18 protein-coding genes are annotated in these 24,814 nt (G+C 56.2%); 11 read left to right on the forward strand and 7 right to left on the reverse strand.

Annotated features, from left to right (window positions below; translation table 11 throughout):
• The first annotated feature begins 312 nt into the window (after nucleotides 1–312).
• The 7 genes from NDQ72_02185 (at nucleotide 313) to NDQ72_02215 (ending at nucleotide 9,721) form a co-directional block, all read left to right on the forward strand.
• On the forward strand, nucleotides 313–1,458 hold the full coding sequence (locus NDQ72_02185) for a GlxA family transcriptional regulator (GenBank protein ID WKD28773.1): 1,146 nt from the start codon (nucleotides 313–315) through the stop codon (nucleotides 1,456–1,458).
• A gap of 218 nt (nucleotides 1,459–1,676) precedes the next feature.
• Complete coding sequence (locus NDQ72_02190) at nucleotides 1,677–2,654, forward strand: dipeptidase (protein ID WKD28774.1); 978 nt, start codon at nucleotides 1,677–1,679, stop codon at nucleotides 2,652–2,654.
• Nucleotides 2,655–2,735: 81 nt separating this feature from the next.
• Nucleotides 2,736–3,281, forward strand: a complete 546-nt coding sequence (locus NDQ72_02195) for a 4-vinyl reductase (GenBank protein WKD28775.1) — start codon at nucleotides 2,736–2,738, stop codon at nucleotides 3,279–3,281.
• Between the two features lie 24 nt (nucleotides 3,282–3,305).
• Nucleotides 3,306–5,378 (forward strand): dimethylglycine demethylation protein DgcA, encoded by a 2,073-nt coding sequence (gene dgcA, locus NDQ72_02200; GenBank protein ID WKD28776.1) that lies wholly within the window; start codon nucleotides 3,306–3,308, stop codon nucleotides 5,376–5,378.
• 200 nt (nucleotides 5,379–5,578) lie between these two features.
• The gene (locus NDQ72_02205) at nucleotides 5,579–7,609 is read left to right on the forward strand and encodes a (Fe-S)-binding protein (GenBank protein WKD28777.1); all 2,031 of its coding nucleotides are present in this window, start codon (nucleotides 5,579–5,581) and stop codon (nucleotides 7,607–7,609) included.
• Entirely contained in the window at nucleotides 7,606–8,889 is a 1,284-nt protein-coding gene (locus tag NDQ72_02210) for an electron transfer flavoprotein subunit alpha/FixB family protein (protein WKD28778.1), read from the forward strand. Before NDQ72_02205 ends, NDQ72_02210 begins: the two co-directional genes overlap by 4 nt.
• Nucleotides 8,879–9,721 (forward strand): electron transfer flavoprotein subunit beta, encoded by an 843-nt coding sequence (locus tag NDQ72_02215; protein ID WKD28779.1) that lies wholly within the window; start codon nucleotides 8,879–8,881, stop codon nucleotides 9,719–9,721. The genes NDQ72_02210 and NDQ72_02215 overlap by 11 nt, the downstream gene beginning before the upstream one ends.
• A 159-nt stretch (nucleotides 9,722–9,880) precedes the next feature.
• On the opposite strand, the gene NDQ72_02220 is transcribed toward NDQ72_02215, so the two are convergent.
• Both NDQ72_02220 and NDQ72_02225 read right to left on the reverse strand, forming a co-directional pair.
• Nucleotides 9,881–10,768, reverse strand: coding sequence for a DMT family transporter (locus NDQ72_02220; protein ID WKD28780.1), 888 nt, complete (start codon nucleotides 10,766–10,768; stop codon nucleotides 9,881–9,883).
• A 67-nt stretch (nucleotides 10,769–10,835) separates the two neighbouring features.
• Nucleotides 10,836–12,416, reverse strand: coding sequence for a BCCT family transporter (locus NDQ72_02225; protein ID WKD28781.1), 1,581 nt, complete (start codon nucleotides 12,414–12,416; stop codon nucleotides 10,836–10,838).
• Between the two features lie 244 nt (nucleotides 12,417–12,660).
• Between NDQ72_02225 and fdhA the strand changes: the two genes are divergently transcribed.
• The 3 genes from fdhA to fdhF all read left to right on the forward strand — a co-directional run bounded on the left by fdhA (nucleotide 12,661) and on the right by fdhF (nucleotide 18,600).
• Nucleotides 12,661–13,854 (forward strand): formaldehyde dehydrogenase, glutathione-independent, encoded by a 1,194-nt coding sequence (fdhA, locus tag NDQ72_02230; GenBank protein WKD28782.1) that lies wholly within the window; start codon nucleotides 12,661–12,663, stop codon nucleotides 13,852–13,854.
• 166 nt (nucleotides 13,855–14,020) lie between these two features.
• The gene (locus tag NDQ72_02235; protein ID WKD28783.1) at nucleotides 14,021–15,739 is read left to right on the forward strand and encodes an NAD(P)H-dependent oxidoreductase subunit E; all 1,719 of its coding nucleotides are present in this window, start codon (nucleotides 14,021–14,023) and stop codon (nucleotides 15,737–15,739) included.
• An 11-nt stretch (nucleotides 15,740–15,750) separates the two neighbouring features.
• Entirely contained in the window at nucleotides 15,751–18,600 is a 2,850-nt protein-coding gene (gene fdhF / locus NDQ72_02240; GenBank protein ID WKD28784.1) for a formate dehydrogenase subunit alpha, read from the forward strand.
• Between the two features lie 254 nt (nucleotides 18,601–18,854).
• On the opposite strand, the gene NDQ72_02245 is transcribed toward fdhF, so the two are convergent.
• Genes NDQ72_02245 through NDQ72_02255 form a run of 3 tightly spaced genes read right to left on the reverse strand, consistent with a single transcriptional unit; the run spans nucleotide 18,855 to nucleotide 22,676 of the window.
• On the reverse strand, nucleotides 18,855–19,448 hold the full coding sequence (locus NDQ72_02245) for a nucleotidyltransferase family protein (protein WKD28785.1): 594 nt from the start codon (nucleotides 19,446–19,448) through the stop codon (nucleotides 18,855–18,857).
• Nucleotides 19,438–20,406: an XdhC family protein gene (locus NDQ72_02250; protein WKD28786.1), complete on the reverse strand. Its 969-nt coding sequence runs from the start codon at nucleotides 20,404–20,406 to the stop codon at nucleotides 19,438–19,440. Before NDQ72_02250 ends, NDQ72_02245 begins: the two co-directional genes overlap by 11 nt.
• Nucleotides 20,406–22,676 (reverse strand): molybdopterin-dependent oxidoreductase, encoded by a 2,271-nt coding sequence (locus tag NDQ72_02255; protein WKD28787.1) that lies wholly within the window; start codon nucleotides 22,674–22,676, stop codon nucleotides 20,406–20,408. The genes NDQ72_02250 and NDQ72_02255 overlap by 1 nt, the downstream gene beginning before the upstream one ends.
• A gap of 209 nt (nucleotides 22,677–22,885) precedes the next feature.
• On the opposite strand from NDQ72_02255, the gene NDQ72_02260 reads away from it, so the two are divergent.
• Entirely contained in the window at nucleotides 22,886–23,368 is a 483-nt protein-coding gene (locus NDQ72_02260) for a MarR family transcriptional regulator (protein WKD28788.1), read from the forward strand.
• A gap of 41 nt (nucleotides 23,369–23,409) precedes the next feature.
• On the opposite strand, the gene NDQ72_02265 is transcribed toward NDQ72_02260, so the two are convergent.
• Both NDQ72_02265 and NDQ72_02270 read right to left on the reverse strand, forming a co-directional pair.
• Nucleotides 23,410–24,054, reverse strand: a complete 645-nt coding sequence (locus NDQ72_02265) for an N-carbamoylsarcosine amidohydrolase (GenBank protein WKD28789.1) — start codon at nucleotides 24,052–24,054, stop codon at nucleotides 23,410–23,412.
• 50 nt (nucleotides 24,055–24,104) lie between these two features.
• Entirely contained in the window at nucleotides 24,105–24,806 is a 702-nt protein-coding gene (locus NDQ72_02270) for an Asp/Glu racemase (GenBank protein WKD30331.1), read from the reverse strand.
• Between the last annotated feature and the right edge of the window lie 8 nt (nucleotides 24,807–24,814).

Genomic DNA, 24,814 nt, shown 5'->3' on the forward strand with positions numbered 1-24,814 from the left:
CCGGGTAAGGATTCAAGGAAACAGTGGTAAATAAAGTACCCATCACAAAAAGTGCTCCTCATGAATCGAAATCTGGGTCACTTGTCAGGCGTGTCGATAACGACCTCGACTGTTGCGTTTGCGACGTGTCGCTTAGTTTGCAAGATGGTTTTGTCGCTATTCGGCGTATTCGTGCCAAAATGCGACTTAAGAGTAATGCCACCCCGGCACGAGTGAGTGTTCACTGCAGTAATGGGAAACTAAGAAGCGCCAGCGCCACCTATACTAATAAAAAGAAAAACTGATGATCTAAAGGTGACGGAGGGTAAATCGATGACATCAGACAAAGCAAAAGACCTGACAGCAAATTTCCATCGTGCGGGCGAGCCGCAAACCCTTGGTTTTCTCCTGTTAGATAATTTCACGCTAATTTCCCTGGCTTCAGCCATTGATCCTTTGCGGATGGCCAATCAATTGGCCGGCCGTGAACTATACCGCTGGTATACCCTGACCCAAGACGGCCTGCCGGTACGTGCCAGTGATGGGTTGCAGGTGACGCCTGATGCTTCTATGCACACCCCCTTGTCGCTAGAGTGGGTCGTTGTGTGCGGAGGAGTGGGGCCTCAGCATAGTGTTACTCGTGAGCATGTGCGTTGGCTTCAGTCGCAGTCGCGTCAACTAAGACGTTTAGGCTCGGTATGTACGGGGAGTTGGGCGCTGGGTCAGGCAGGGCTGCTTGATCACTATGAGACCAGCATCCATTGGGAGTGCCTGGCTTCCATGCAGGAAGCTTTCCCGAATGTCATTCTGACGACCTTTCTGTTTTCGATTGACCGGGATCGATTCACGGCGTCTGGCGGCACAGCACCGCTCGATATGATGCTGAACCTGATTGCTCATGATCATGGACGCGAGCTGTCGGCAGGTATCTCCGAGATGTTTATCTATGAGCGTGTGCGTAACGAGCAGGATCAGCAGCGCGTTCCTCTTAAACATGTGTTGGGTACTACCCAGCCTAAGCTGTTGGAAATCGTCGCCTTGATGGAATCCAACCTTGAGGAGCCGATCGAACTCGATGAGCTCGCTCGTTATGTTAATGTTTCGCGTCGCCAATTGGAGCGTCTATTCCAACGCTATCTGCTCTGCTCGCCATCGCGTTATTATCTCAAGCTGCGCTTAGTGCGCGCTAGACAGCTGCTCAAGCAAACGCCTTTATCGATCATTGAGATTGCTTCCGTTTGTGGCTTCGTTTCTACGCCCCATTTTTCTAAGTGTTACCGTGAATACTTTGGCGTACCGCCAAGAAATGAGCGCCTCGGAGTGCACGATCGGCAGGGCAATAATCACGCCAAGTCGCCACCGCTGATCAAACGGTGGGGATGCGAACCCAATACCAATGAGCCTTTCTCAAGCGCTCAGCAGGCACTTGCGTGTGCTCAGGGAGAGCCTACCTTTGCCAGCGTGACGCTGTTGGACTGATATCTCCTACGCAGCCAATGATGAGAACGTGCTACCCAGCGTCGGGTAGCACGTTTTTTTATATCGATGCCACGCTGCTGCAAATATCAAAAGATCCCAAGTAGCTGTCGTGTTCACGACACAATGACGTTTTTGGAATTTCCGTCGTCGTTTCCAAGAGCAGCCCAACCCAACGTCAGCGCTATGCTCGCTACATAAATCAATGTTGGAGCTTAGCTATGACACCCTCAGAACTGCACGATGACGCTATCGTCATCGATGGCTTGATTATCGCCAAATGGAATCGTGAGCTGCTTGAGGACATGCGTTGCGGTGGTTTGACGGCGGCTAACTGCACTGTTTCGGTGTGGGAAGGGTTTCAGGCCACGGTCGATAATATCGTCAAGTCGAACCAACTGATGGCCGAGTGTAGCGACCTGGTACGCCCGGTACGCACCACCGCTGATATCACGCGTGCGAAAGAAGAGGGCAAGACTGGGATCATCTTTGGTTTCCAGAATGCGCATGCGTTTGAGGATCAAATCGGCTACGTAGAGATCTTCAAGCAGTTGGGCGTAGGCATCGTGCAGATGTGCTACAACACCCAGAATCTAGTGGGAACCGGCTGTTACGAGCGTGACGGAGGCCTGTCTGGCTTTGGCCGTGAGATCGTCGCCGAAATGAACCGTGTTGGCATTATGTGTGACCTCTCTCATGTTGGTGCGAAAACCTCTGAGGAGGTGATTCTCGAATCCAAAAAGCCGGTTTGCTACTCCCACTGCCTGCCCTCCGGCCTCAAAGAGCACCCGCGCAACAAATCCGATCAAGAGCTCAAGTTCATTGCTGATCACGGCGGTTTCGTCGGTGTCACCATGTTCGCGCCTTTTCTCAAAAAGGGCATCGACTCCACCATCGAAGACTACTGTGAAGCGATCGAGTACGTCATGAATATCGTTGGTGAAGATGCTATCGGCATTGGCACTGATTTCACCCAAGGGCACGGTCAAGAGTTCTTCGAGTGGCTGACTCACGACAAGGGCTACGCCCGTCGTTTGACAGACTTTGGCAAGATCATTAATCCCAAAGGCATTCGCACCATCGGAGAGTTCCCCAATCTCACCGAGGCGCTCCTTAAGCGCGGCTTTAGTGAAACTCAGGTCAGGAAGGTCATGGGTGAGAACTGGGTGCGCGTCCTTAAGGATGTCTGGGGCGCCTAAACGCTTGCTCCATAAGATTGATAGGAGCGATGGGATAAGCCTGCTCCTTAGCCAAGAATAATGATGTAGAGGATGATACCCGTGACCAAACTGGCCCCCGCACTGCCTATCGAAGTCGATAGTGAAACCGGCGTCTGGACGACTGATGCGCTGCCGATGCTCTATGTACCACGGCACTTTTTTATCAACAACCATGTGGCCGTTGAAGAGGCGTTAGGTGCTGAAAAGTACGCTGAAATCCTCTACCACGCTGGCTATAAGAGCGCCTGGCACTGGTGTGAGAAAGAAGCCGAGTGCCATGGCCTCGAAGGTGAGGCCGTTTTTGAGCACTACATGCTGCGTCTCTCTCAGCGTGGCTGGGGCCACTTTATCACCGAACAAATTGATCTTGACGCTGGCACGGCTCAGGTGCGGCTAGAACATAGCGCCTTCGTTTACCAACTGGGTAAGGTTGGGCGCAAGGTCGAGTACATGTTCACTGGCTGGTTTGCTGGGGCCATGAATCAAATTCTCGCTGCACGGGGTAGTTCGCTGCGCACCGTTGCTGAGCAGACGCAGAGCGCTGCCGAACCCGGCTGTGATGTCGGCGTCTTCGCTGTCAAACCGCTGCCCGATGCTGCCCACTAACCCTGGGTACGAGGAGAGATAACCATGGCATTTGACGCAATCTTTGAGCCAATCGAGATCGGCAAGCTGACCATCCGCAACCGTGTGGTCAGTACCGCCCATGCCGAGGTGCATGCCACTGACGGTGGTATGACGACTGAGCGCTACGTCAGGTATTACGAAGAAAAATCCAAGGGTGGCTGTGGCCTGTGTATCTGCGGTGGCTCATCAGTGGTGTCCATTGATAGCCCGCAGGGGTGGTGGAGTTCGGTGAACCTTTCCACCGACCGCATCATTCCACACTTTCAGAATCTGGCGGACGCCGTGCACAAGCATGGTGGCAAGATCATGATCCAGATTACCCATATGGGGCGCCGCTCACGCTGGGACGGCTTCGATTGGTCGACCCTGGTATCCCCCTCTGGTATCCGTGAACCGGTACACCGCTCCACCTGCAAGACGATCGAGGTGGAAGAGATTTGGCGGATTATCGGCGACTTCGCCCAGGCCGCGCGCCGGGCCAAGGAAGGTGGCCTCGACGGCGTCGAGCTGTCCGCCGTTCACCAGCATCTGATCGATCAGTTCTGGAGCCCACGGGTCAACAAACGCGAGGACGAATGGGGCGGTAGTTTCGAAAATCGCATGCGCTTCGGCATGGAAGTACTCAAAGCGGTACGTGCCGAAGTGGGCGATGACTTCGTGGTGGGTATGCGCATTTGTGGTGATGAGTTCCACCCGGATGGTCTCTCGCATGAAGACATGAAGCAGATCGCGGCTTATTACGATGCCACTAAAATGGTCGACTTTTTCGGCGTCATTGGCTCTGGCTGCGACACGCACAACACGCTCGCCAACGTTATCCCCAATATGTCTTATCCACCGGAGCCTTTTCTACATCTGGCGGCGGGGATCAAGGAAGTGGTGAATGTGCCGGTGATCCACGCCCAGAATATTAAAGATCCCAATCAGGCCCAGCGTATTCTTGACGGGGGCTACGTGGATCTGGTAGGCATGACCCGAGCGCATATTGCTGATCCTCACCTGATTGCCAAGATCAAGATGGGGCAGATAGATCAGATTAAACAGTGCGTGGGGGCTAACTACTGCATCGACCGCCAATACCAGGGCCTGGATGTACTGTGTATTCAAAACGCTGCCACCTCGCGGGAATACATGGGCCTGCCGCATATCATCGAAAAGACCGAGGGCGCTAAGCGCAAAGTCGTGGTGGTAGGCGGTGGCCCCGGCGGCATGGAGGCGGCTCGTGTTGCTGCTGAGCGCGGTCATGATGTCACTCTGTTTGAGGCGGCTGATGCCCTGGGTGGGCAGATCACTATCGCCGCTCAGGCTCCGCAGCGCGACCAAATCGCCGGTATCACTCGCTGGTATCAGTTGGAGCTGGCACGCCTAAAAGTCGATCTGCGACTAGGGGCTCGTGCCGATGAGGCGACCTTGCTTGATCTACGTCCCGATATCGTGGTGCTCGCCACCGGTGGCCAACCCTTCCTTAGCCAGCACCCGGAGTGGGGCTATTCGGAGAATGCCGAGGAGAGTCTGGTGGTCAGCACTTGGGATATTCTCTCAGGCAAGGTGGCACCCGGTAAAAACGTGCTGATTTATGACGCTATCTGCGAATTCTCTGGCGTCTCGGCGGCCGACTATCTGGCTGATAAGGGCGCCAAGGTCGAGATCGTCACCGACGATATCAAGCCCGGCGCGGCGGTGGGGGGAACCACCTTCCCCACTTATTACCGCAGCCTGTACGAGAAAGAAGTGATCATGTCCTCTGACTTGATGCTGCATAAGGTCTACCGCGAGGGCGACGGCCTAGTGGCTGTGCTCGAAAATGAGTACACCGGTGCCTTGGAAGAGCGCGTGGTTGATCAGGTGGTCGTCGAAAACGGCGTGCGTCCTGACGAGGCGCTTTATTACGCCCTCAAAGAGCAGTCCCGCAACAAAGGGCAGGTGGATCTGGAGGCGCTCTATGCCATCCAGCCTCAGCCCAGCCTGAGCGAAGAGGGTGACGGCTTTTTACTCTTCCGCCTGGGCGACTGCACTGCACCGCGTAATACCCATGCGGCCATCTACGACGCCCTGCGAATCTGCAAGGACTTTTGACCTGAGCGAGAGCCGGGGCGCCGGTGGTAGACCGTAGCGAGGGTCATTTGCCATGGCCGTAAAACAGTTCCATACGTTTACGGCATTTCCGCCATCCATGGCGGTCAGATGGCAAATGTAGCGCCCAGGGATGGGTTTACAGCGCCCTCGCAGAGGTCTGCCGCCGGAGCAGCCCCGCCGCGAAAGATGAGGTGAGTACCATGCTCGATACGCTCTTGCCGATACTGATTTTTACTGCCCTGGCCCTGGCAGCAATCGGCGCTGTCCGCCGTATACGCCTGTGGCGTCAGGGGCGCCCCTCGCGGGTGAACCTGTTCAAGGGGTTGATGGCCCTGCCGCGCCGCTATTTGGTGGATCTGCACCATGTCGTGGGGCGCGATAAAATGATCTCCAATACCCACGTAGCCACCGCAGGGGGCTTCGTGGCTGCCGCCGTGCTGATGATCCTGGTGCATGGTCTGGGTATCGCTAACCCATTGCTAGGCGGGTTGCTGTTACTGGCTAGCACCTCCATGTTCGTCGGTAGCCTCTTCGTAGCTCGTCGGCGGCTTAACCCTCCTGCACGGCTCTCCAAAGGCCCCTGGATGCGGCTGCCAAAGAGCTTGATGGCGTTTTCGATAGGCGTCTTCCTGATCACGCTGCCCACGGTAGGTCTGTTGCCTGAAGGGTTAGTAGAAGGCAGCGGCAGCTGGCTTCTGGCGCTGGTGTTGGCGGGCGTCGTGGTTTGGGGTCTGGGCGAAATGTTCTTTGGCATGACCTGGGGCGGCCCAATGAAGCACGCCTTCGCTGGCGCCTTACATCTCGCCTTTCACCGTCGTGCCGAGCGCTTTGGTGGTGGCCGGTCAACGGGGCTCAAAGCACTGAACCTTGAGGATAAAGCGGCACCTTTGGGCGTGGAAAAGCCTGCCGACTTCACCTGGAACCAGCTGCTGGGCTTCGATGCCTGCGTGCAGTGCGGTCGTTGCGAGGCAGTGTGCCCTGCGTTTGCCGCTGGCCAACCGCTCAATCCTAAAAAACTGATTCAGGATATGGTGGTGGGTTTTGCCGGTGGTAGTGATGCTGGCTATGCCGGTTCTCCTTATCCTGGTAAGCCAGTGGGAGAGCACCAAGGCGCTCCCCATGCGCCTATCGTAGCGCCTGTTGTCATGAAAGAGGGAAAGGCGTTAGTTGACGCTGAGACTCTCTGGTCGTGCACCACCTGCCGTGCCTGTGTCGAGGAGTGCCCAATGATGATTGAGCACGTGGATGCGATTGTCGATATGCGCCGCCACTTGACCTTGGAGCGGGGCAAGACACCCAATAAAGGTGCCGAGGTGCTCGACAACCTGATTGCCACCGATAACCCCGGCGGTTTCGACCCAGGCTCACGGCTCAACTGGGCGGCGGATCTTAACCTGCCGCTAATGGCCGACCTAAAGCAGGTTGATGTGTTGTTGTGGTTGGGGGATGGCGCCTTTGATATGCGTAACCAGCGAACCCTACGTGCCCTGGTTAAAGTGCTGCGTGCGGCTGAAGTGGACTTCGCCGTGTTAGGTGCTGAAGAGCGCGATAGCGGTGATGTGGCAAGACGCTTAGGTGATGAAGCGACGTTCCAGTCTCTGGCTAAGCGCAATATTGCCACTCTGGCTAAGTATCGCTTCCAGCAGATTGTCACCTGTGATCCACATAGTTTTCATGTGCTGGGCAATGAGTATGGCGACTTTCTTCAAGAAGGGCAGGGTGGCAGCGATTTCAATGCCAACTACGAAGTGCGTCACCACAGTACCTTTATTGCTGAATTGTATGACGCCGGACGGCTGACCTTTGCTCCCTGGAAAGGTGGCAGCGTTACTTATCACGACCCATGTTACTTGGGGCGCTATAACGGTGAATACGAAGCCCCTCGGCGAGTGCTGAAGGCGCTGGGTATCCAAGTTGCCGAGATGGAGCGCTCGGGGTTCCGTTCGCGCTGCTGCGGCGGCGGCGGTGGAGCGCCAATCACGGATATTCCTGGTGAGCGCCGCATCCCTGATATGCGCATGAATGACGTCAAAGAGAGCGGCGCCGAGCTGGTGGCGGTGGGCTGCCCACAGTGCACTGCTATGCTGGAAGGCGTGGTGGATGCTAGCGCCGAAGTGCGCGATATCGCCGAACTGGTAGCTGATGCCCTGGTAGAGCGTCCCGCTGGCGATGTGTCTGGCGTATCCCGCCGAACCGGCTCAGTGACGACTGCTGAAGAGGTGAGCTTATGAGTGAGATTATTCGCCGCGATCCGCGTCGCGAGTGGATCGCCCGGAACCGTCTTCATCCAGACCACGCCAGTGTGCTCGCCGCTCTTGGTGTCAACAGTGAGGGTGGCGGAGCAGTTAGTGAGTGGCTGGGCCCCAATGGCGTGGTGCGTAAAAATCCTCGCGCCATTGGTTTTATCGGCCCCAATGGCGTCAAACGGATTGATCGTAGCGGCCTCCAGCAAGGTGGGCAGGCCGCCGCGACCACCACGGCGGCCCATGATAGCCGCCGCAGCGTGACCATTGATCAGCCTGCCTTTATGGTCGCCGTGGTACCCGACCTGACCGGTGGCCGCCTTTCAAGCCATGACAAGGATCTGTTGGGACTAGCCAGACGCGTGGCGGATGCCGACGCCGAACAGCCTGGCGCTGTGGTGGCGATCTTATTCGGCGAGCATAAGGAGGAGGCGCTTGGCGAAGCCGGAATCGATCGCGTGGTGCATCTTGATGATGAGCTTTACGCTGGGTTTGCTCCCGAGGCACGGCTGGCAGTGTTAAGTGCCGTCGAACGTGAGATGACGCCGCGTTTCTGGCTGTTGCCGGACTCCCCCCTAGGCGGAGCTGATCTGGGGCGGCGGCTTGCCTTACGCCTGGGTGAACGCGCTGCCACGGGGGTGTGGCAGGTGGAAGCTGATAATGAGGCCTCCTTGGGTTGGCGCTGCACTGCCCGTGGCGCCGCTGGGAGCCTGGATATCCAACGCCCTCTGCCACGGGTTGCCCTGGCATTGGCCGAGTGCGCTGAGCCGGTGGATGAGACGCGGCATGCGGCCGAGCGCCAGACCTTGGCAGCGCCAATTCCCACCGCTCTATCGCGCATTGAAGACCTGGGGCAGGTGGCAGTGGACCCCGCTGGCGTGGCGCTGGCGGAGGCTGAGTTCATCCTCTCTGCTGGCAATGGTGTTAAACAGTGGGACGCTTTCCATCATGCTGCGAAAGTGCTGGGTGCTACCGAAGGGGCCTCGCGTGTCGCGGTGGATGACGGCTTTATGGCGCGTGATCGGCAGGTAGGTGCAACCGGCACCTGGGTAACCGCCCGAGTCTATATGGCGGTGGGTATTTCAGGTGCGATCCAGCACCTACAGGGCATTCAGCGCTGCGACAAGGTAGTGGCAATCAATCTCGATCCAGGGTGCGACATGATCAAACGCGCAGACCTGGCGGTGATAGGCGACAGCACGCAAATTCTTGCTGCGTTAGTGGCGATGGTGGAACAGCAGCGAGGAGGGCAGCGCGATGCGGCCTGAACAACAGCAAAAACAACAAAAACCGGGTATCGACGTAGCGGTACTGGTCTCCATAGGCCGTCACCCCACAACCGGTCGTGCGAGGCGCGCCGAACAGGATGCACGGGGTCTGGAACTTGCCTTGGCCATGGAAGCAGAGCTGCCGGGTAGCCGGATTGACGTGCTGCATGCTGGTTCTCAAGATGTCGACAGCGAGGCAGCTCTGCGCAGTTACTTAGGAATGGCCACGGGTGTTGGCATGGGGCTTGAGTCCATGACCTTGCTGGAGCAGCCTGAAGGCAGCGATGCTATTCTGCCTCTGGTGGAGCATTTGGCCGCTACTTCACCTCAGCTAGTGATCACCGGTGCCCGGGCCGAGCGCGGAGAAGGCTCTGGGCTTTTGCCCTATGCATTGGCGGAGCATCTCGGTTGGCCGCTAGTGAATAGCTTGGCATCGATAGAGACGGTGGAAAATGGCGTGGTAACGCTGCTTCAGGCGTTGCCACGGGGCCAACGTCGTCGTCTCAAGGTGCGCCTGCCCGCCATCATCAGCGTGGATGAAGCGGCGCCGGCGGCGCGTCAGAGCGCCTTTGGCCCGGCTCGTCGAGCCACCTTCTCGGTGGCACCCACTACCTCTGAAGCTGACAGTGAATTGGCCCAGTGGCACTTGAGCCCCGCACGTAAACGGCCTAAGCGTCTGAAAATCATCAAAGCCGCCTCAGCAAGAGACCGCTTTAAAGCGGCGGCTTCCAAAGCCGAGGGCAAGGGCGGGCAAGTGCTTACCGACGTTACCCCTGAGCAGGGCGCCGAGGCGATCTACAAGTTGCTCAAGGAAGAGGACGTGCTGCGCTGAAGCTTTTTTTGATCACGGCATGTTAGCAATCTTAAAGCCCGCCCTTTATTGGCGGGCTTCTTGTTATCTCTTTTTTAATCTCTGAGTCTTTATTTTCGAAGCCTTTACGTTTTAAGTCTTTACGTTCGCTGTCGTTATCTTCTTCTATGTTGTTATGACCTATTTGCCAGCAAAGCCAGGGTAAAGCCGTAGGCGCTGTCTTTCTAGATGTAACCCCATCCAGGCGTGTAGCACTAACACAGTGATGACGATGACCCCGCCCAGTAGCGTTGATGCCGTCGGCGTCTCGCCTAGTAGCCACCAAACCCATAGTGTGCCCAATGCGGTTTCCACCAGGTAAAACAGTGCCACCTCGGTAGACGGCAGGTAACGGGTGGCGCTATTGATCAGCACCGTGGCCAGGGGCATCTGCACTAGCCCCATCAGTGCCAGTACGCCATAACGCTCGGCATCAAGCGCTAGCGGCGAGGCCATGGGCAGAGCAATTGCTGCTGAGAGCAGTCCACCACCAGCAATCACCGTCATGGGGTCAATGGCTGGATAGCGGCGTAGCAAGGTCAAGTTACCGCCGATGGTCGCCGCGGCCGTTAAGGCATACAGGTTACCCGCCAGCATTCCCATGGCGCCTTCGCCCAAGAACACCAACCCCATACCCAGCATGCAGACGGCAATGGCTACCAACGTTCTTAGCGGCACCTTTTCATGCAGGAAAACCCGTGAAAACAGTGCGGCAAACAGTGGCGCTGTGCTCAGTATTACTACCACGTTGGCCACATTGGCGTTCATCACGGCTAGCACGAAGAGGCTCGACATTAGACCCAGCAGCAGCGCTGAGGCGAGTGAAGAAAACGGATGGCTTCTCAGTGCCCCTAATCGATTACCCACACAGCATAGGACTCCCAGCACGCAGAACATCAAAAAACCGCGCCAGAATACGATGGTCCAGCCATCGGTATTAGCTAGGCGGATCAGCAGACCGTCGAAACTGAGGAACACCACGCCCAGTATCACCATGGCCAGACCGCGCTGGTAAGAATTTGACTGCATTGTCTTGGTTCCTGGTCGGTAAAAGAGAGCAACCGCCCGCTGGTTGGGCGGGCGGTTGCGGGGGAGATTACTTGGCGGTTTTGGGTATCGCGTTAAGCTGTTGCCACTCCTTATTAAGGCCTACGTAAAGGCTGACGCACATCATTAGTAGTACCAGTGTGAAGGGCAGCCCTGTGGCTACCGCGCCCGCCTGAAGCGCACTGAGCGCAGTGCTACCGCCGCCATACAGCAGTACTCCAGCAATGACACCTTCAAGTGCGGCCCAGAAAACACGCTGGCCCTTAGGGGCATCGGTTTTGCCACCGGCCGTGATGTTATCGATTACCAACGAGCCGGAGTCTGATGAAGTGATGAAGAAAACCAGCACCAGGATAATGGCTAGTGTTGACGTTATGCTGGTGAGAGGCAACTGTTCCAGCATATGGAACATGGCAAGCGAGACATCGCCAATGCCGTTGGCCAGTTCGCCTACGCCGTTAGTCGCCTGAAAAAGCGCTGTTCCGCCGAAGGCGCTCATCCAAACCAAGGTGACTAGTGTTGGTACCAGCAGTACGGCAATGAGAAACTCCCGAACGGTGCGTCCACGCGATACGCGAGCGATAAACATGCCGACAAACGGAGACCAGGAAATCCACCACGCCCAGTAAAAGATGGTCCAGCCGTGGTACCAAGTGTCGTCCTCGCGTCCAATCCAGTTCGACAGCGGCAAAAGGTGGCTTACATAGTCTAGCGTTGTGGTGCCAATCCCTGTCAATATCATCAGGGTCGGGCCTGCTATCACAACGAATAGCAACAGTATCGCCGCGATGATCATATTAATGTTTGAGAATAGCTTTACGCCACCGTCGATACCCCGCCATACCGAGAATAGTGCAATCACCGTGACCACTAGGATAATCGCCAGCTGAGTACCAATAGTGTTGGGGATGCCGAACAGATAGGCGAGCCCACCTGCCGCTTGGGTAGCGCCAAAGCCAAGCGAGGTGGCTAGGCCGAAAATGGTGGCGAGTACGGCAAGAATATCGATGATATGACCTGCCCAGCCGCGGGTATGCTCACCTAGAAGTGGATAAAAGGCGGAGCGAAGCGTGAGTGGCAAGCCCTTATTATAGGCAAAGAACGCCAGCGAGAGTGCGACGACTGCGTAGATTGCCCAGGGGTGCAGCCCCCAATGAAACATGGTCGCGCCCATGGCAGCACTAGCGCCTTCCGGTGTGCCTGCGGGGGCGTTGAGGGGCGTACCATACCAGTCGGTGTAATAGGCCACGGGCTCAGCAACGCTCCAGAACATTAGGCCGATACCCATACCCGCCGCAAATAGCATGGCGAACCAGGACGTGCGCGAGTACTCCGGCTTGGCATCGCTGCCGCCCAAACGAATTCGCCCGAGCGGCAAGCAGATCAGTACAAGGCAGAACACCACAAAGGTATTGCCTGCAATCATAAACAGCCAGTCAAAGTGTTCAATTGACCAGTTCTTGGCAAGCCCTAGGTGCGTATTAGCGGCATCTGGGTAAACCAGTGCGTAAAGAATGAACAGCAGAATGGCGAGAGCGGAGAGAGGGAAGACGGGGTTATGAAAATCCAACCCCATTATCTGGGTATTGTCCTGTCCGGGCGACAGAACCGGGTCGTCATTGTTCTTCATTGGGTTTCCTTGGTGGTTCTTGTTAGGTGTCGGGTATGAGTCACGATCGCCGACGCTACGAATTGTTGGGCTTGTTTTGGAGGAGGAGTGTCGTGAAAACGACCTTCATCTATTCATCCTGGCTAGGATGTCTTGAATAGATATGCGGATGCCTTTTTGGGGTAAGTCCTTAGGCACGGAGGGGATAGGGTGGGAAAGCGCAATCCACCATCAAGCGCACAACAATAAACAACAGGAGCTAGCCATGAATGCAGCCAACCGCGGAGTGGTCTATAAAGGGCCGGGTGAAGTCGCCGTCGAATCTATTGCCTATCCTGAGCTCGCCATCGGTAATCGAAAGTGTGAGCACGGCGTCATTCTTAAAGTCGTCACCACCAATATCTGTGGCAGCGACCAGCATATGGTACGCGGCCGCACCACTGCGCCATCCGGCTTGGTGCTAGGTCACGAAATTACGGGTTTGGTGGTCGAGTGTGGTCGCGACGTCGAGTTTATCCAGCCCGGCGATCTCGTCTCGGTGCCGTTTAATATTGCCTGCGGCCGCTGCCGTAACTGTAAAGAAGGCCGTACCGGCATCTGCCTGAACGTGAACCCCTCTCGTCCAGGGGCTGCTTATGGCTATGTCGATATGGGTGGCTGGGTGGGTGGCCAGACCGAATATGTCATGGTTCCCTACGCGGACTTCAATCTGCTGAAGTTCCCGGACACCGATCAAGCGATGGAGAAAATCAAAGATTTAACCCTGCTTTCCGATATCTTCCCCACTGGCTTCCACGGTTGCGTTACTGCCGGTGTTGGCCCCGGTAGTACTGTCTATATTGCAGGTGCTGGCCCTGTGGGCTTGGCGGCGGCAGTTTCTGCGCAGTTGCTTGGCGCGGCTTGTGTGATTGTCGGCGATATGGTCGAAGACCGTTTAGCCCAAGCGCGAAGCTTTGGCTGCGAGACCATTGACCTGACCCAGGACGGCGACATGGCCGACAAGATTGAGGTGATTCTCGGCGAGCGTGAAGTCGATGCCTTTGTCGACTGTGTTGGTTTCGAGGCCCACGCCTGCGGCTGCAACCATGGTAAAGAAGCACCTGCGACCGTGCTTAACTCGGCGATGTCGCTAACTCGCGCGGGCGGCCAAATCGGTATTCCTGGCCTGTATGTGACCGAAGACCCTGGTGCCGCTGATGATGCCGCTAAGCAGGGTGCTTTGAGCATGCGCTTTGGCCTCGGCTGGGCCAAATCCCACAGTTTTCATACCGGACAGTGCCCGGTAATGAAGTACCACCGCCCGCTGATGCAGGCTATTCTATTCGGTAAAGTTAAGATCGCCGATGCGGTCAATGTACAGATGATCACTCTGGATCAGGCGCCCCAAGGATATGCCGACTTCGATGGCGGAGCCGCCAAGAAATTTGTCATTGATCCCCACGGCAGCGTGCCTGCATAAGCCGGAAGTACCTGCCTGTCCGCAAGGGGATACGAGATAGATAGTTCGAGGTAGATAGTTCGGTATAGATAGTTCAAGATTGATAGTAAGACCCTAGACGGCACCCCGCGGGGTGCCGTCTTCGTTCATTCGGCATCACGCCGATCAAAATAATAATGAGTGACCCATGACCGTCCAGACCGTGACCCCCAAGCGCCGCTTTCGCGGCAAGCCCCGCGGCCGTGAACTCGATCCCATCCGTCTTGAGGGATTGCGTGAACTGCTGGGCGATGAACGCAACGATGCTGCATTGCGCCGACGCGATTTATTGATCGAACACCTGCATGCTCTTCAGGATGCCCGAGGGCATTTATTGTTGGCAGACCTGCGTGCCCTGGCAACTTATATGAACCTGCCTATGGCGGCGATCTATGAGACAGCGACCTTTTATGCTCACTTCGATGTCATTCATGACGACCAGGAAGTGCCCCCGGCGTTGACCATCCGCGTTTGCGACTCTCTGGCTTGCCAGTTAGCTGGCGCTGAGGCGCTTAAAGCGCAGTTGGAAGCAAACGTCGATATCGAGCAGGTACGGGTGTTGCGCGCGCCATGCATGGGGCGCTGCGACACAGCGCCCGTCGTGGAGGTCGGCCATCACCACTTGGGTCGAGCCGATGCGGCTCAAGTTCAGGCAGCTATTGATGGCGACGACACTCACCCCGAACCTATCGATTGGCAACGACTTGATAACTATCGCAGCGAGGATGGTTTTGCACTGCTCCAGGCCTGCCGCAACGGGGAAGTAACGGTTGAAGCATTGATGGAAGTGATGCAGCAGGCCAACCTTCGCGGCTTAGGGGGCGCGGGTTTTCCTACTTTTAAGAAATGGCACTTTGTGCGTCAGGAGGCTGGCCCCCGCTACTGTGCCATTAATGCCGACGAGGGCGAACCCGGTACCTTTAAGGATCGTTATTATCTGGAGCGTTCGCCGCACCAGTTTCTTGAAGGCGCCTTGATCAGTGCTTGGGCGATAGACGCCGAGGCGCTGTATATCTACCTACGCGATGAGTATCCAGCGTTACATGTCGTGCTGCGCGAGGCGATTGGTGAGCTTGAGGCCGCTGGCCTAGTGGCGCCGGGATATATCGTGCTACGCCGCGGGGCGGGTGCTTACATCTGCGGCGAAGAGTCGGCGATGATTGAGTCCCTCGAAGGCAAGCCGGGCAAGCCCCGCCATCGTCCTCCGTTTGTGGCTCAGAAAGGGCTCTTTGACCGCCCAACGCTGGTCAATAACGTCGAGACCGTCTACTGGATTCCGATGATCTGGCAGCGCGGCGCTGAGTCTTTCTCCAGTCAAGGACGCCATGGCCGCGTGGGGCTGCGCAGTTTCTCGGTGTCGGGGCGCGTTAAGCATCCTGGCGTTTATCTGGCGCCTGCTGGCATCACGCTAAGCGAGTTAATTGACGAGTATTGTGGCGGCATGGCGGAAGGTCACCGTTTGGCGGCTTATCTGCCTGGTGGCGCCTCTGGCGGCATTCTGCCCGCCACTAAAGCCAATATTCCTCTCGACTTCGACACCCTCCAGGAGCACGGTTGTTTTATCGGCTCGGCCGCGGTGATCGTGCTTTCTGATCAGGACAATCTGCGCGGGGTTGCTACCAACCTACTGGCTTTCTTCGCCGATGAGTCTTGTGGCCAATGCACGCCGTGTCGGGTGGGAACCGAAAAAATGCTCACCCTGCTTGAGCGTAATGAATGGGATGCTGGGCTTATGACGCAGCTTTCCCAAGTGATGATAGATGCCTCTATTTGCGGGCTGGGACAGGCGGCACCTAACCCAGTATTGGGCTTGCTCAAGGATTTTCGCAGTGAACTGGCTGCCCAGAACGTTATCGTCAAGGGATAAGGGAGATCAGCATGAGTGAACAGAGCTTAAATCAAAGCTTTACCCTGACCCTGGACGGCGTTGACGTCAGCGCTTACCCCGGTGAAACCCTCTGGCAAGTCGCCAAGCGTGCCGGCGAGACCATTCCGCACCTCTGTTTCAAGGATGCCAGCGGCTATCGCGCCGACGGCAACTGCCGTGCTTGTATGGTGGAAATCGAGGGCGAACGCACCTTGGCCGCAAGCTGTCTGCGCGAAGCGGCGCCCGGTATGGTGGTTAATAGTGCCAGCTCTGAACGCGCACACACGGCCCGCAAGATGGTCATGGAAATGCTGCTGGTCGACCAGCCTGAGCGCGAAGAGAGCCCCGACAGCTCAAGCCATTTCTGGGCCATGGCTGACCAGTTGGCCATTGATGCCACGGCAGTGCGCCGCAAGCTGCCCAAGCGCGCAGAGCGTGAGACGACTACCGTGCATCATGTGGCGCCTAGGACGGGTAGCCTGGAGCAAGACAGCAGCCACTCTGCCATGCGCGTTAATCTTGATGCCTGCATTGAGTGCAATCTGTGTGTGCGCGCCTGTCGTGAAGTGCAGGTCAACGATGTTATCGGTCTGGCGCATCGAGGTGCGGCAGCCAAGATCGTATTTGATTTCGACGACCCCATGGGAGACAGCACCTGTGTTGCTTGTGGCGAGTGTGTTCAAGCCTGCCCCACGGGTGCTTTAATGCCTGCCACCCTAGTGGATGAGCAAGGGTACGGAGACTCTGCTGTGGCTGACCGTAAGGTTGACTCAGTGTGTCCCTACTGCGGGGTTGGCTGTCAGCTTACCTACCATATCAAGGACGATAAGATCCTTTATGTGGAGGGCCGCGATGGTCCTTCAAACGAGAACAGGCTATGTGTTAAAGGTCGCTTCGGCTATGACTATCCACGCCATCCATCTCGGCTTGTTACCCCGCTGATTCGTCGCGAGGGTGTCGCAAAGGGAATCGATCCAGATTTCGACCCCGCCAAGCCCCTAACACACTTCCGCGAGGCGAGCTGGGACGAAGCCCTTGAGGTGGCCGCCAGCGGGCTTGTGAACCTTAAAGTGAATCATGGCCCTGATGCCTTGGCGGGGTTCGGCAGTGCCAAGTGCTCCAACGAAGAGGCGTGGCTGTTCCAGAAATTGGTGCGTACCGGCTTTGGTTCCAATCATGTGGATCACTGTACCCGCTTGTGTCACGCCAGTTCGGTGGCAGCGCTCATGGAGTGTATCGGTTCAGGCTCAGTAACCGCCTCCTTTATGCAGGCCAGCCAAGCTGACGTGGTGATTCTTACCGGCTGTAATCCGGCTGTGAATCACCCGGTGGCGGCCACCTTCTTCAAGCAGGCCGCCAAGCGTGGCACCAAGATCGTGATCCTCGACCCCCGTGGTCAGGCGTTGGATGCCTACGCCCATCGCAGCGTTCGCTTTTCACTGGGTGCTGATGTGGCGCTGTTTAATGCCATGCTCAATGTGATCATCAGCGAAGAACTTTATGACACGGCCTATATCGCCGAGCATACCGAAGGCTTTGAGGCGCTCAAAACGCATACGGTGGATATGACCCCCGAAGCGATGAGCGGCCTGTGCGGTGTTGAACCAGAGACCATTCGCGAAGTGGCCAGGCTCTATGCCAACGCCGAGCGGGCAATGATTTTCTGGGGCATGGGCATTTCCCAGCACACCCATGGGACCGACAACGCCCGTTGTTTGATCTCGCTGGCGCTGGCTTGCGGCCAGACCGGTCGCCCTGGGACTGGCTTGCACCCTCTGCGGGGGCAGAACAACGTTCAAGGGGCATCTGATGCCGGCCTGATTCCCATGGTAATGCCGGACTACCAGCCGGTTAGCGATGCGCAGGTACGCAGTGCTTTCGAAGAGCTGTGGAATACCAAGCTGGATCCCACGCCGGGGCTCACCGTGGTTGAAATTATGGATGCTATCGCTGCGGGCACCATTCGCGGCATGTATATCCAGGGTGAGAACCCGGCGATGTCCGATCCAGATCTGGCCCATGCTCGAGCCGCGCTGGCCAAGCTGGAACACCTGGTGGTACAGGATCTTTTTGTCACTGAGACCGCTCAATTCGCCGATGTTATCTTGCCGGCCTCCGCCTGGCCTGAGAAGGATGGCACCGTCACCAACACCAATCGGCAAGTGCAGATGGGGCGTGCGGCCTTGCCGCTACCGGGCCAGGCCAAGCCGGACTGGTGGATCATTCAGGAAATGGCTAAACGCTTCGGCCTCGACTGGAATTACCAGCATCCGCAGGACGTGTTCGCCGAGATGAAGCAAGGTATGGCCTCTCTCGACCATATTTCCTGGGAGCGTTTGGAGCGCGAGCAATCGGTGACCTACCCTTGCCCAGCGGAGGATGTACCGGGACAAGACGTAGTCTTCAGCGAGGCCTTCCCAACCGTCAGTGGTCGGGCGAAGTTCGCGCCTACGCGCCCGCTGCCACCGGATGAGCCAGTCGATAACGACTATCCGACGGTGCTGACCACTGGCCGCCAGTTAGAACACTGGCATACCGGATCAATGACCCGCCGTGCCAAAGTGCTCGATGACCTGGAGCCGGAAGCCGTGGCGAGCTTGGCGCCCGCTGAGCTTATCCGGCTGGGATTGGCGCCAGGCGATGACCTGACGATCACCACCCGGCGAGGGGCCATCACCCTCAAGGTCAGGACGGATCCGGGCATGCCTGAGGGGATGGTTTTCGTGCCTTTCTGCTACGAGGAAGCGGCGGCGAATCTACTCACTAACCCGGCGCTGGACCCGTATGGAAAGATTCCAGAGTTCAAGTACGCTGCTTGCCGGTTGAGCCGCCCGGAAACCCATATAAAGCGAGTTAGCTAGTCAGCTTTTACTGAAGACAGTAGCGGTTGATCAGGCGCTCAATAAAGGGCGTCTATCAACCAGCGACTCGAAATGGTCGGTTGGGCCAGGTTGTAGCGTTGTTTGCCTCGAAATTTTAGAGCCAGTAAAGGTCTACGAGCGCTTAAATATGGTGTGAAAACCCATTGATATGACGGCTAGATCAGCTTCAATAGTGGAAAGAGAGGCCGTCTTAGTTGACGGTCTCTTTTTATAATATCGTCATAGTTAGTATGTCAGAAGGGTGGAGATAAACTGTCTGGAGTATCAATGTCATAGCATACGCCAGGATCATTTAGTGAGATTTTTACAATATGATCACTATACCGCTGGAGAATAGCGGATGCGCCGCTGGGATTGCTTAAATCAGCGATATGTTCCCAAAATTTTCTACCAAAAATAACCGGGTGGCCTGGGATCTGTAGGTGTGTTGGTTGAACGATATTTTCTGCGCTAGAAATGTCTGCTAATAACTTACACGTTTTTTGAGTCACCCAAGGGAGATCGGCAAGCCAAATCGCTGCGGATCGGTAATGATTAAATTTTTCGTCTGAGCATAGATATTTGAAAGCATCGCTAATGCTGTATCCAAGTCCTAAATGACTGCGCTGGCTAACCAGCGTTGGGGTGATTGGAGAAAGACCGAGTGATTGAGCCTTATCATCTTCTTTAAGCACAACGGTAATATTTGGAAAGTGTTGCTGAATGGTTAACAACGTGGAGGTAAGTAGTGTCTTTCCATTGCTTAATTTAGCAATTCTTTTATCGCTACCAAAACGACGAGACTGGCCAGCCGCCATGACAATCACGATGATATCACTACAGCTCATGACGTGTTTTTCCACGATAAATGCGATGAATGTCGGCCATGACGGCTAACGCAATTTGAGCCGGTGTTTTGCTGCCTAAATTAAGCCCAATGGGCATGTTTATTCGTGCTACTTGGGCACTTGTTAGGCCGCCAGAACGCAGCAGCCGCTCTGCGCGCTGTTGTGAGGTCTGATGAGAGCCCATGACCCCAATGTAAAATGCATTGGTACGGACGGCTTCGATCATGGCCAAATCATCAATACGTGGGTCATGGGTCAAGGCAACAATGGCGGTATTGGCATGGCAGCCACCTGATGAAATAAACACCGAAGGTAGAACTGCCTGTACTTCCACTCCCGCGACCGCAAAATTTTGCCTAGCCTCGTCTCTGGGGTCACAGACAATCACTTCAAACCCCAGCGATTGGGCAAACAGCGCACAGGGTGAAGAGATTGAAGAGATCCCCGCGATAATCAGCCGTAGCGCTGGGCCTATGCGAATATTGGCGCTAGCGGTGTCAAAAGTAACGGTGGGCTCGGTGTTTTTCGAGGGGTTAAAGCGCTTGCCGCTGCCATCCAATTTGATACAGCGGGTTAGCGGTTGGCGACCCAGTAGCGTGGCATGCACCACTTCTAAGTGAGTGAGGTTTTCGGTGTTGGGCGCTAGCCGTTCAACCAGTATTTCTAGGCTACCACCGCAGGGTAAACGAATATTCGCTGAACCAGCGTCACCGCCATAGCGCACCCGCTGAACCGGTTCGTTGAACTCTCCCTTTTGCAGCCTGGCGATAAAGTCTTCTTCGACACAGCCGCCCGACAGTGACCCCAGATAGTCGCCTGTCGAACATGCTACCAGCATGGCACCCGGCTCTCGGGGGGCTGAGCCAAAGGTTTTTAGCACCGTACACAACCAAATAGTCAGCCCCTGGTTGGCCCATTTCAATGCGCGTTCGATAACCTGTAGATCAAGGTGTTGCATTAACTAGCCGCCTCCATGGGGAGTTGAAGAGAGGCTTTCAGCGCGTCGCGAATGGTGTCAGGGGTAAAAGGGGGATGGGTAAAGCGTACCCCCGTGGCATCAAAAAGCGCGTTGGCAATTGCAGGAGCGCCGGGCAGTGAGGCGGACTCTCCAACGCCGAGTGGCGGCAATTCAGGGCGATCAAGCAGCATGACGTTGATGGGAGGGAGCTCCGAGAAACGCAGAATAGGGTAGCCGCCCCACTCTTTGCTGGTCGGTAAACCATCCTCAAAGGACACCCGCTCCTTTAACGTGCGGCTGAGCATTTGGATCACATTGCCATGCACCTGATGGCGAACGCCAGCGGGGTTCACCATTAAGCCCGCATCCTGACCTACAAATAAATTCTCGACGACAATCCGTCCACTCTTCACATTGACTTTAAGCTCAATTACCCAGGCGGCGAGCGCGGCGCCAAAGCCGGGAAATTTGCTATGCACGTACTGGGCGTAAGCGAAGCCTCGGCCGTAGCGCCACTCACCCTCGCTTCTTGGGTTGGTGTTAGCGGTGCAGGGTTGCCAGTTCGCACGTTCGGCTAACGCTTCGACAAGCTCGCTGGCGCGGTTATCGGTTAAGTAGCGCAACCGATAGGTGACCGGATCTTCATCCGCCAAATAGGCAAGCTCATCAATATAGCTTTCATGGGCGAAGGTGCTGGGCAGCGCCGAGACACCACGCAGCCAGGAGGCGCGAACCAGAGTCGGGACGTCGTCGCAGACTATTTGGCGATGAGGGTAGCGGTAGGGTGGCACCGACGTTCGATCTCCCATCTCAAAGGGGATATCAATTGGTGAGGCAGTACCGGTCAGCAGTAGTGCCAGGGTGGGGGCACTGTTAGAGGGGTAGCGCGTATTAAAGCGATAGCCTGCTGGGCTGCCATCGGCATTTAAACCACCTTGGATCGCCATATACTGAGCAGCTCCTTTAGGCTCCCAGGTGTGTTCCTGTTCACGGGTGAGTTGCACACGGACAGGGCGGCCAACTGCCTGAGACAGCAGCACAGCATCCGCGCCAACGTCGTCAGCACAATTGCGGCCATAGCAGCCCGAGGTTTCCATGCGGGTAATGATGATAACGCCTTCATCCAAACCGGTAAGGCGGGCGAGGTCGGCGCGCAGGCTGTGAGGGTTTTGGGTGCCCGACCATACGTGAAGACCACTTTCATTGGCATCGGCGACGGAGCACGAAGGGCCAATGGAGCCATGCAGCTGGAAAGGCCACACATAGTGACGATTGAACGAGTGCTGTGCGGCGGCCAGCGCGTTGTCGAGATCACCCTCATCGAGAAGTATGCGCTGCTTGCTGGGTAAGTCGAGCAGTGCTTGCTCTATATTGTCCAACTGAGGCAAGCCTTCGATGGGGCGCCACTGGATCTTTAGCTGTTTGGCTGCGGCAGCAGCCTGCTCTTCACGCTCGGCCACCACGCCAACAAAGTCACCGACCACCACGACGCTTACCACGCCTGGCAAATGCGCCACAGAGCGTTCATCAACTGCGATTAAACTGTTGCCAATAAAGTCGCCGTTATCATGGCCTACATAAGGCGGGCGAATCACTCGCCCATGCAGCATGTCGGGCAGGCGTAGGTCGTGGATAAAGGTCAATTGCCCAGTGGCCTTGGCGGGTATATCCACGCGAGAGGTCGATTGGCCGACCAGGGTATAGTGGCTGACCGGCTTAAGCGGCACCTCATCGGCAAGCTTTAATGCATGACGGGTGCCCCGCAGCAACTCTCCAAAGCTCACGGATGAGTGGTTATTATCACTGGGCGTAATAGCGCCGTTTTGGCAGCTAAGTAGTGAGCGCTCAGTGTCAAAGTGCTTTGCTGCCAGTGTTAATAGGTACTCCCGCGCTTGAGCCGCCGCGCGGCGTAAAGGCTCGGCAGTGATTTGAATCGACGCACTGGCAATGGTGGGGCCTTGGTTGGGAGCTTCAACGGAGTTTCCCAGCACCATGGTAACGCTGTCGAACGCGACGCTAAGTTCTTCTGCAACAATTTGAGCGAGCGCCGTGCGTATACCTGTGCCCAAGTCTACGTGGCCGTTGAAAGCCACGATGTGACTATCGTTCAGTACGGCAATAAATATTTCTGGCTCATGGGGGGTGAAGTTTGAGTGTGTACCTGGCTGTCCGGGCGCGGGCTTAGGAGGCGTAACCGGATCGCGATAGATCACCAAAACATCAGATCCATACAGCAGTGACTCTCTTGTATAGTCTGATTTATCGACCATGCTTGCCTCCCGCGCTAGCGTTTTAGGTAATCAGTGCAGATGAATTTGAGGTGATCAATGAGCGAAAATTACGGTAAAATTATAGTGTGTACGCCATAAAATCATGGTGAATTGATCCAGCGCAAGCAGTATTTAACACGTTGATGCATCATTTTGTTAACCAGTGCCATACTCGATACACGTCGTCGCTAATAGATTAAGGAGATGGAATGACAACGGATAGTGCGCTCAAACACTCGTCTTCCGGCGAGCACCCCACGCCTTCAGAGCAGGGGTATGATTTTTCTGAGCAAGTAGGCCATCTACTGCGCAAAGCCTACCAGCGGCATACGGCTATTTTTCAGCGCTACAGCAGTGATAAGCAGCTTACGGCCATTCAGTTTGTCACGCTGTGCACGGTGATGGAGCGAGGTCCCAGCTCGTTAACCGATATCGTCAACGCCACGGCGATTGATCCAGCCACCATCCGTGGCGTCATTAAACGCCTTAAAGCACGTGAGTGGATCTCGCTCACCACCGACCCCAATGATCAACGCAAAGTCATGGTCGTGATCACCGAGCCTGGGGAGACATTAGTCGAGGGCATGGTGCCCAGCGCCAAGCAAATTAGCGATCAGACCATGAAAAATCTCAACCCGGCAGAGCGGGTTGCCTTAATGCATCTGCTGGAAAAAATGAACGCGGACGGATGACACAACAGAGGTGCCCGCTTCACCTGTGTTTTCGGGCACTCCTAACGCTTCATTAAGTAACCCAGTGTTTCATCCAGTCTAATCACATCGCCATATTTGCTATCGATATCAAACAGGTTGGCTTCATGGGGCGCGGGGTGGCGGTCGCCCACGCAATCACGTACCACCATCACCCGAAAGCCGTGCTGTAGGCCATCCACGGCGGTGGCGCGAATGCAGCCGCTGGTGGAGCAGCCGGTAATGATCAGCGTGTCGACGCCCATGGCGACCAGCGTGGAAGCAAGCGAAGTACCAAAGAAGGCGCTGGCATACTGCTTGGTCATCACCAGTTCATCGTCGTTAGGCGTCACTTCAGGACAGAAGTCAGCGTAGGGATTACCTGCCACCATGGCTCGCATTACCGGCGCTTTCTTAACCCAAATGCCACCATCGATTTGATCCGGGGCGTGATAAAGGATGTTGGTGTGGATGACTGGCGTGCCAGTGCGCCGCGCGGTATTGAGTAGCGGTGGCATATTGGCCACCGCATCCACCACGCCCTGGGCAAATAGCGGCGAGCCTGGCGTGGTGTAGCCTTGCATAAAATCAACCACCAGCAGTGCGGGCCTTTTGCCAAAGCCAATGCGTCCATCCCACACGCCCTTGTAGTTGTCCGAGGCCGTATTATCAGTATTGTGCTGCGACATGGTCGTCTCCTTAATCAGCACTCTAGATCGTTAATAAGCACCTGATCTCGTTAGTAAGCCCCTGACAAGAGAGCACCCGCGCCCGGTACGATGGGTTCCAGGTCGAGTGCCTTGAGCATGGCGTAGGTGGTCGCGATAGCTGCGGTCACCACCGGCTTACCGGTCAGGGCTTCAACCTTGGCGACGGCCGGTAGCGAGGGCATTTGCACACAGGCCGACAAGACGATCGCGTCCACGTTACTTAAATCGAGGCTGGCGACGATTTCGGGGAGATTGGCGGGATCGTGGCGAGCGACATCCAGGTTGTTGGGGATCTCAAGCGCCCGGTAGTCGAGCACCTCAATGCCTTCCTGGCGGATGTAGTCGACCACCATTTCGGTTAGCGGCTTCATGTAAGGCGCCACTACCACCACTCGTTTGGCTTTCATCACACCCAGGGCATCGACCAGTGCACCGGCGCTGGTGACCACCGGTGTGTCGCAGCCATTCTCTTCGGTGCGGCTGCGCAAACGCTTTTGCGACGCTCGGTGGTAGCCGGGCCCCATCGCCATAATGGCTACCAGGCAGGCATACCCCATCACATCTACCGCTGCATCAGAGAGTTCCAAGGCACAGCGGTCAGACTCCCCATCCATCGCGGCCAGCTCGTCCTTGCTGACGGTTTTCATGCGCATGCGGCTGGAGTGAAAGGTAAAGCGTTCCGGACGAATCAACTGCCGTGCAGTGAGCATGGCAGGTATCTCGGTCTCCATAGTGATAT

Origin of the sequence: Halomonas sp. KG2 (assembly GCA_030440445.1) — a bacterium.
Taxonomy (GTDB): Bacteria; Pseudomonadota; Gammaproteobacteria; order Pseudomonadales; family Halomonadaceae; genus Vreelandella.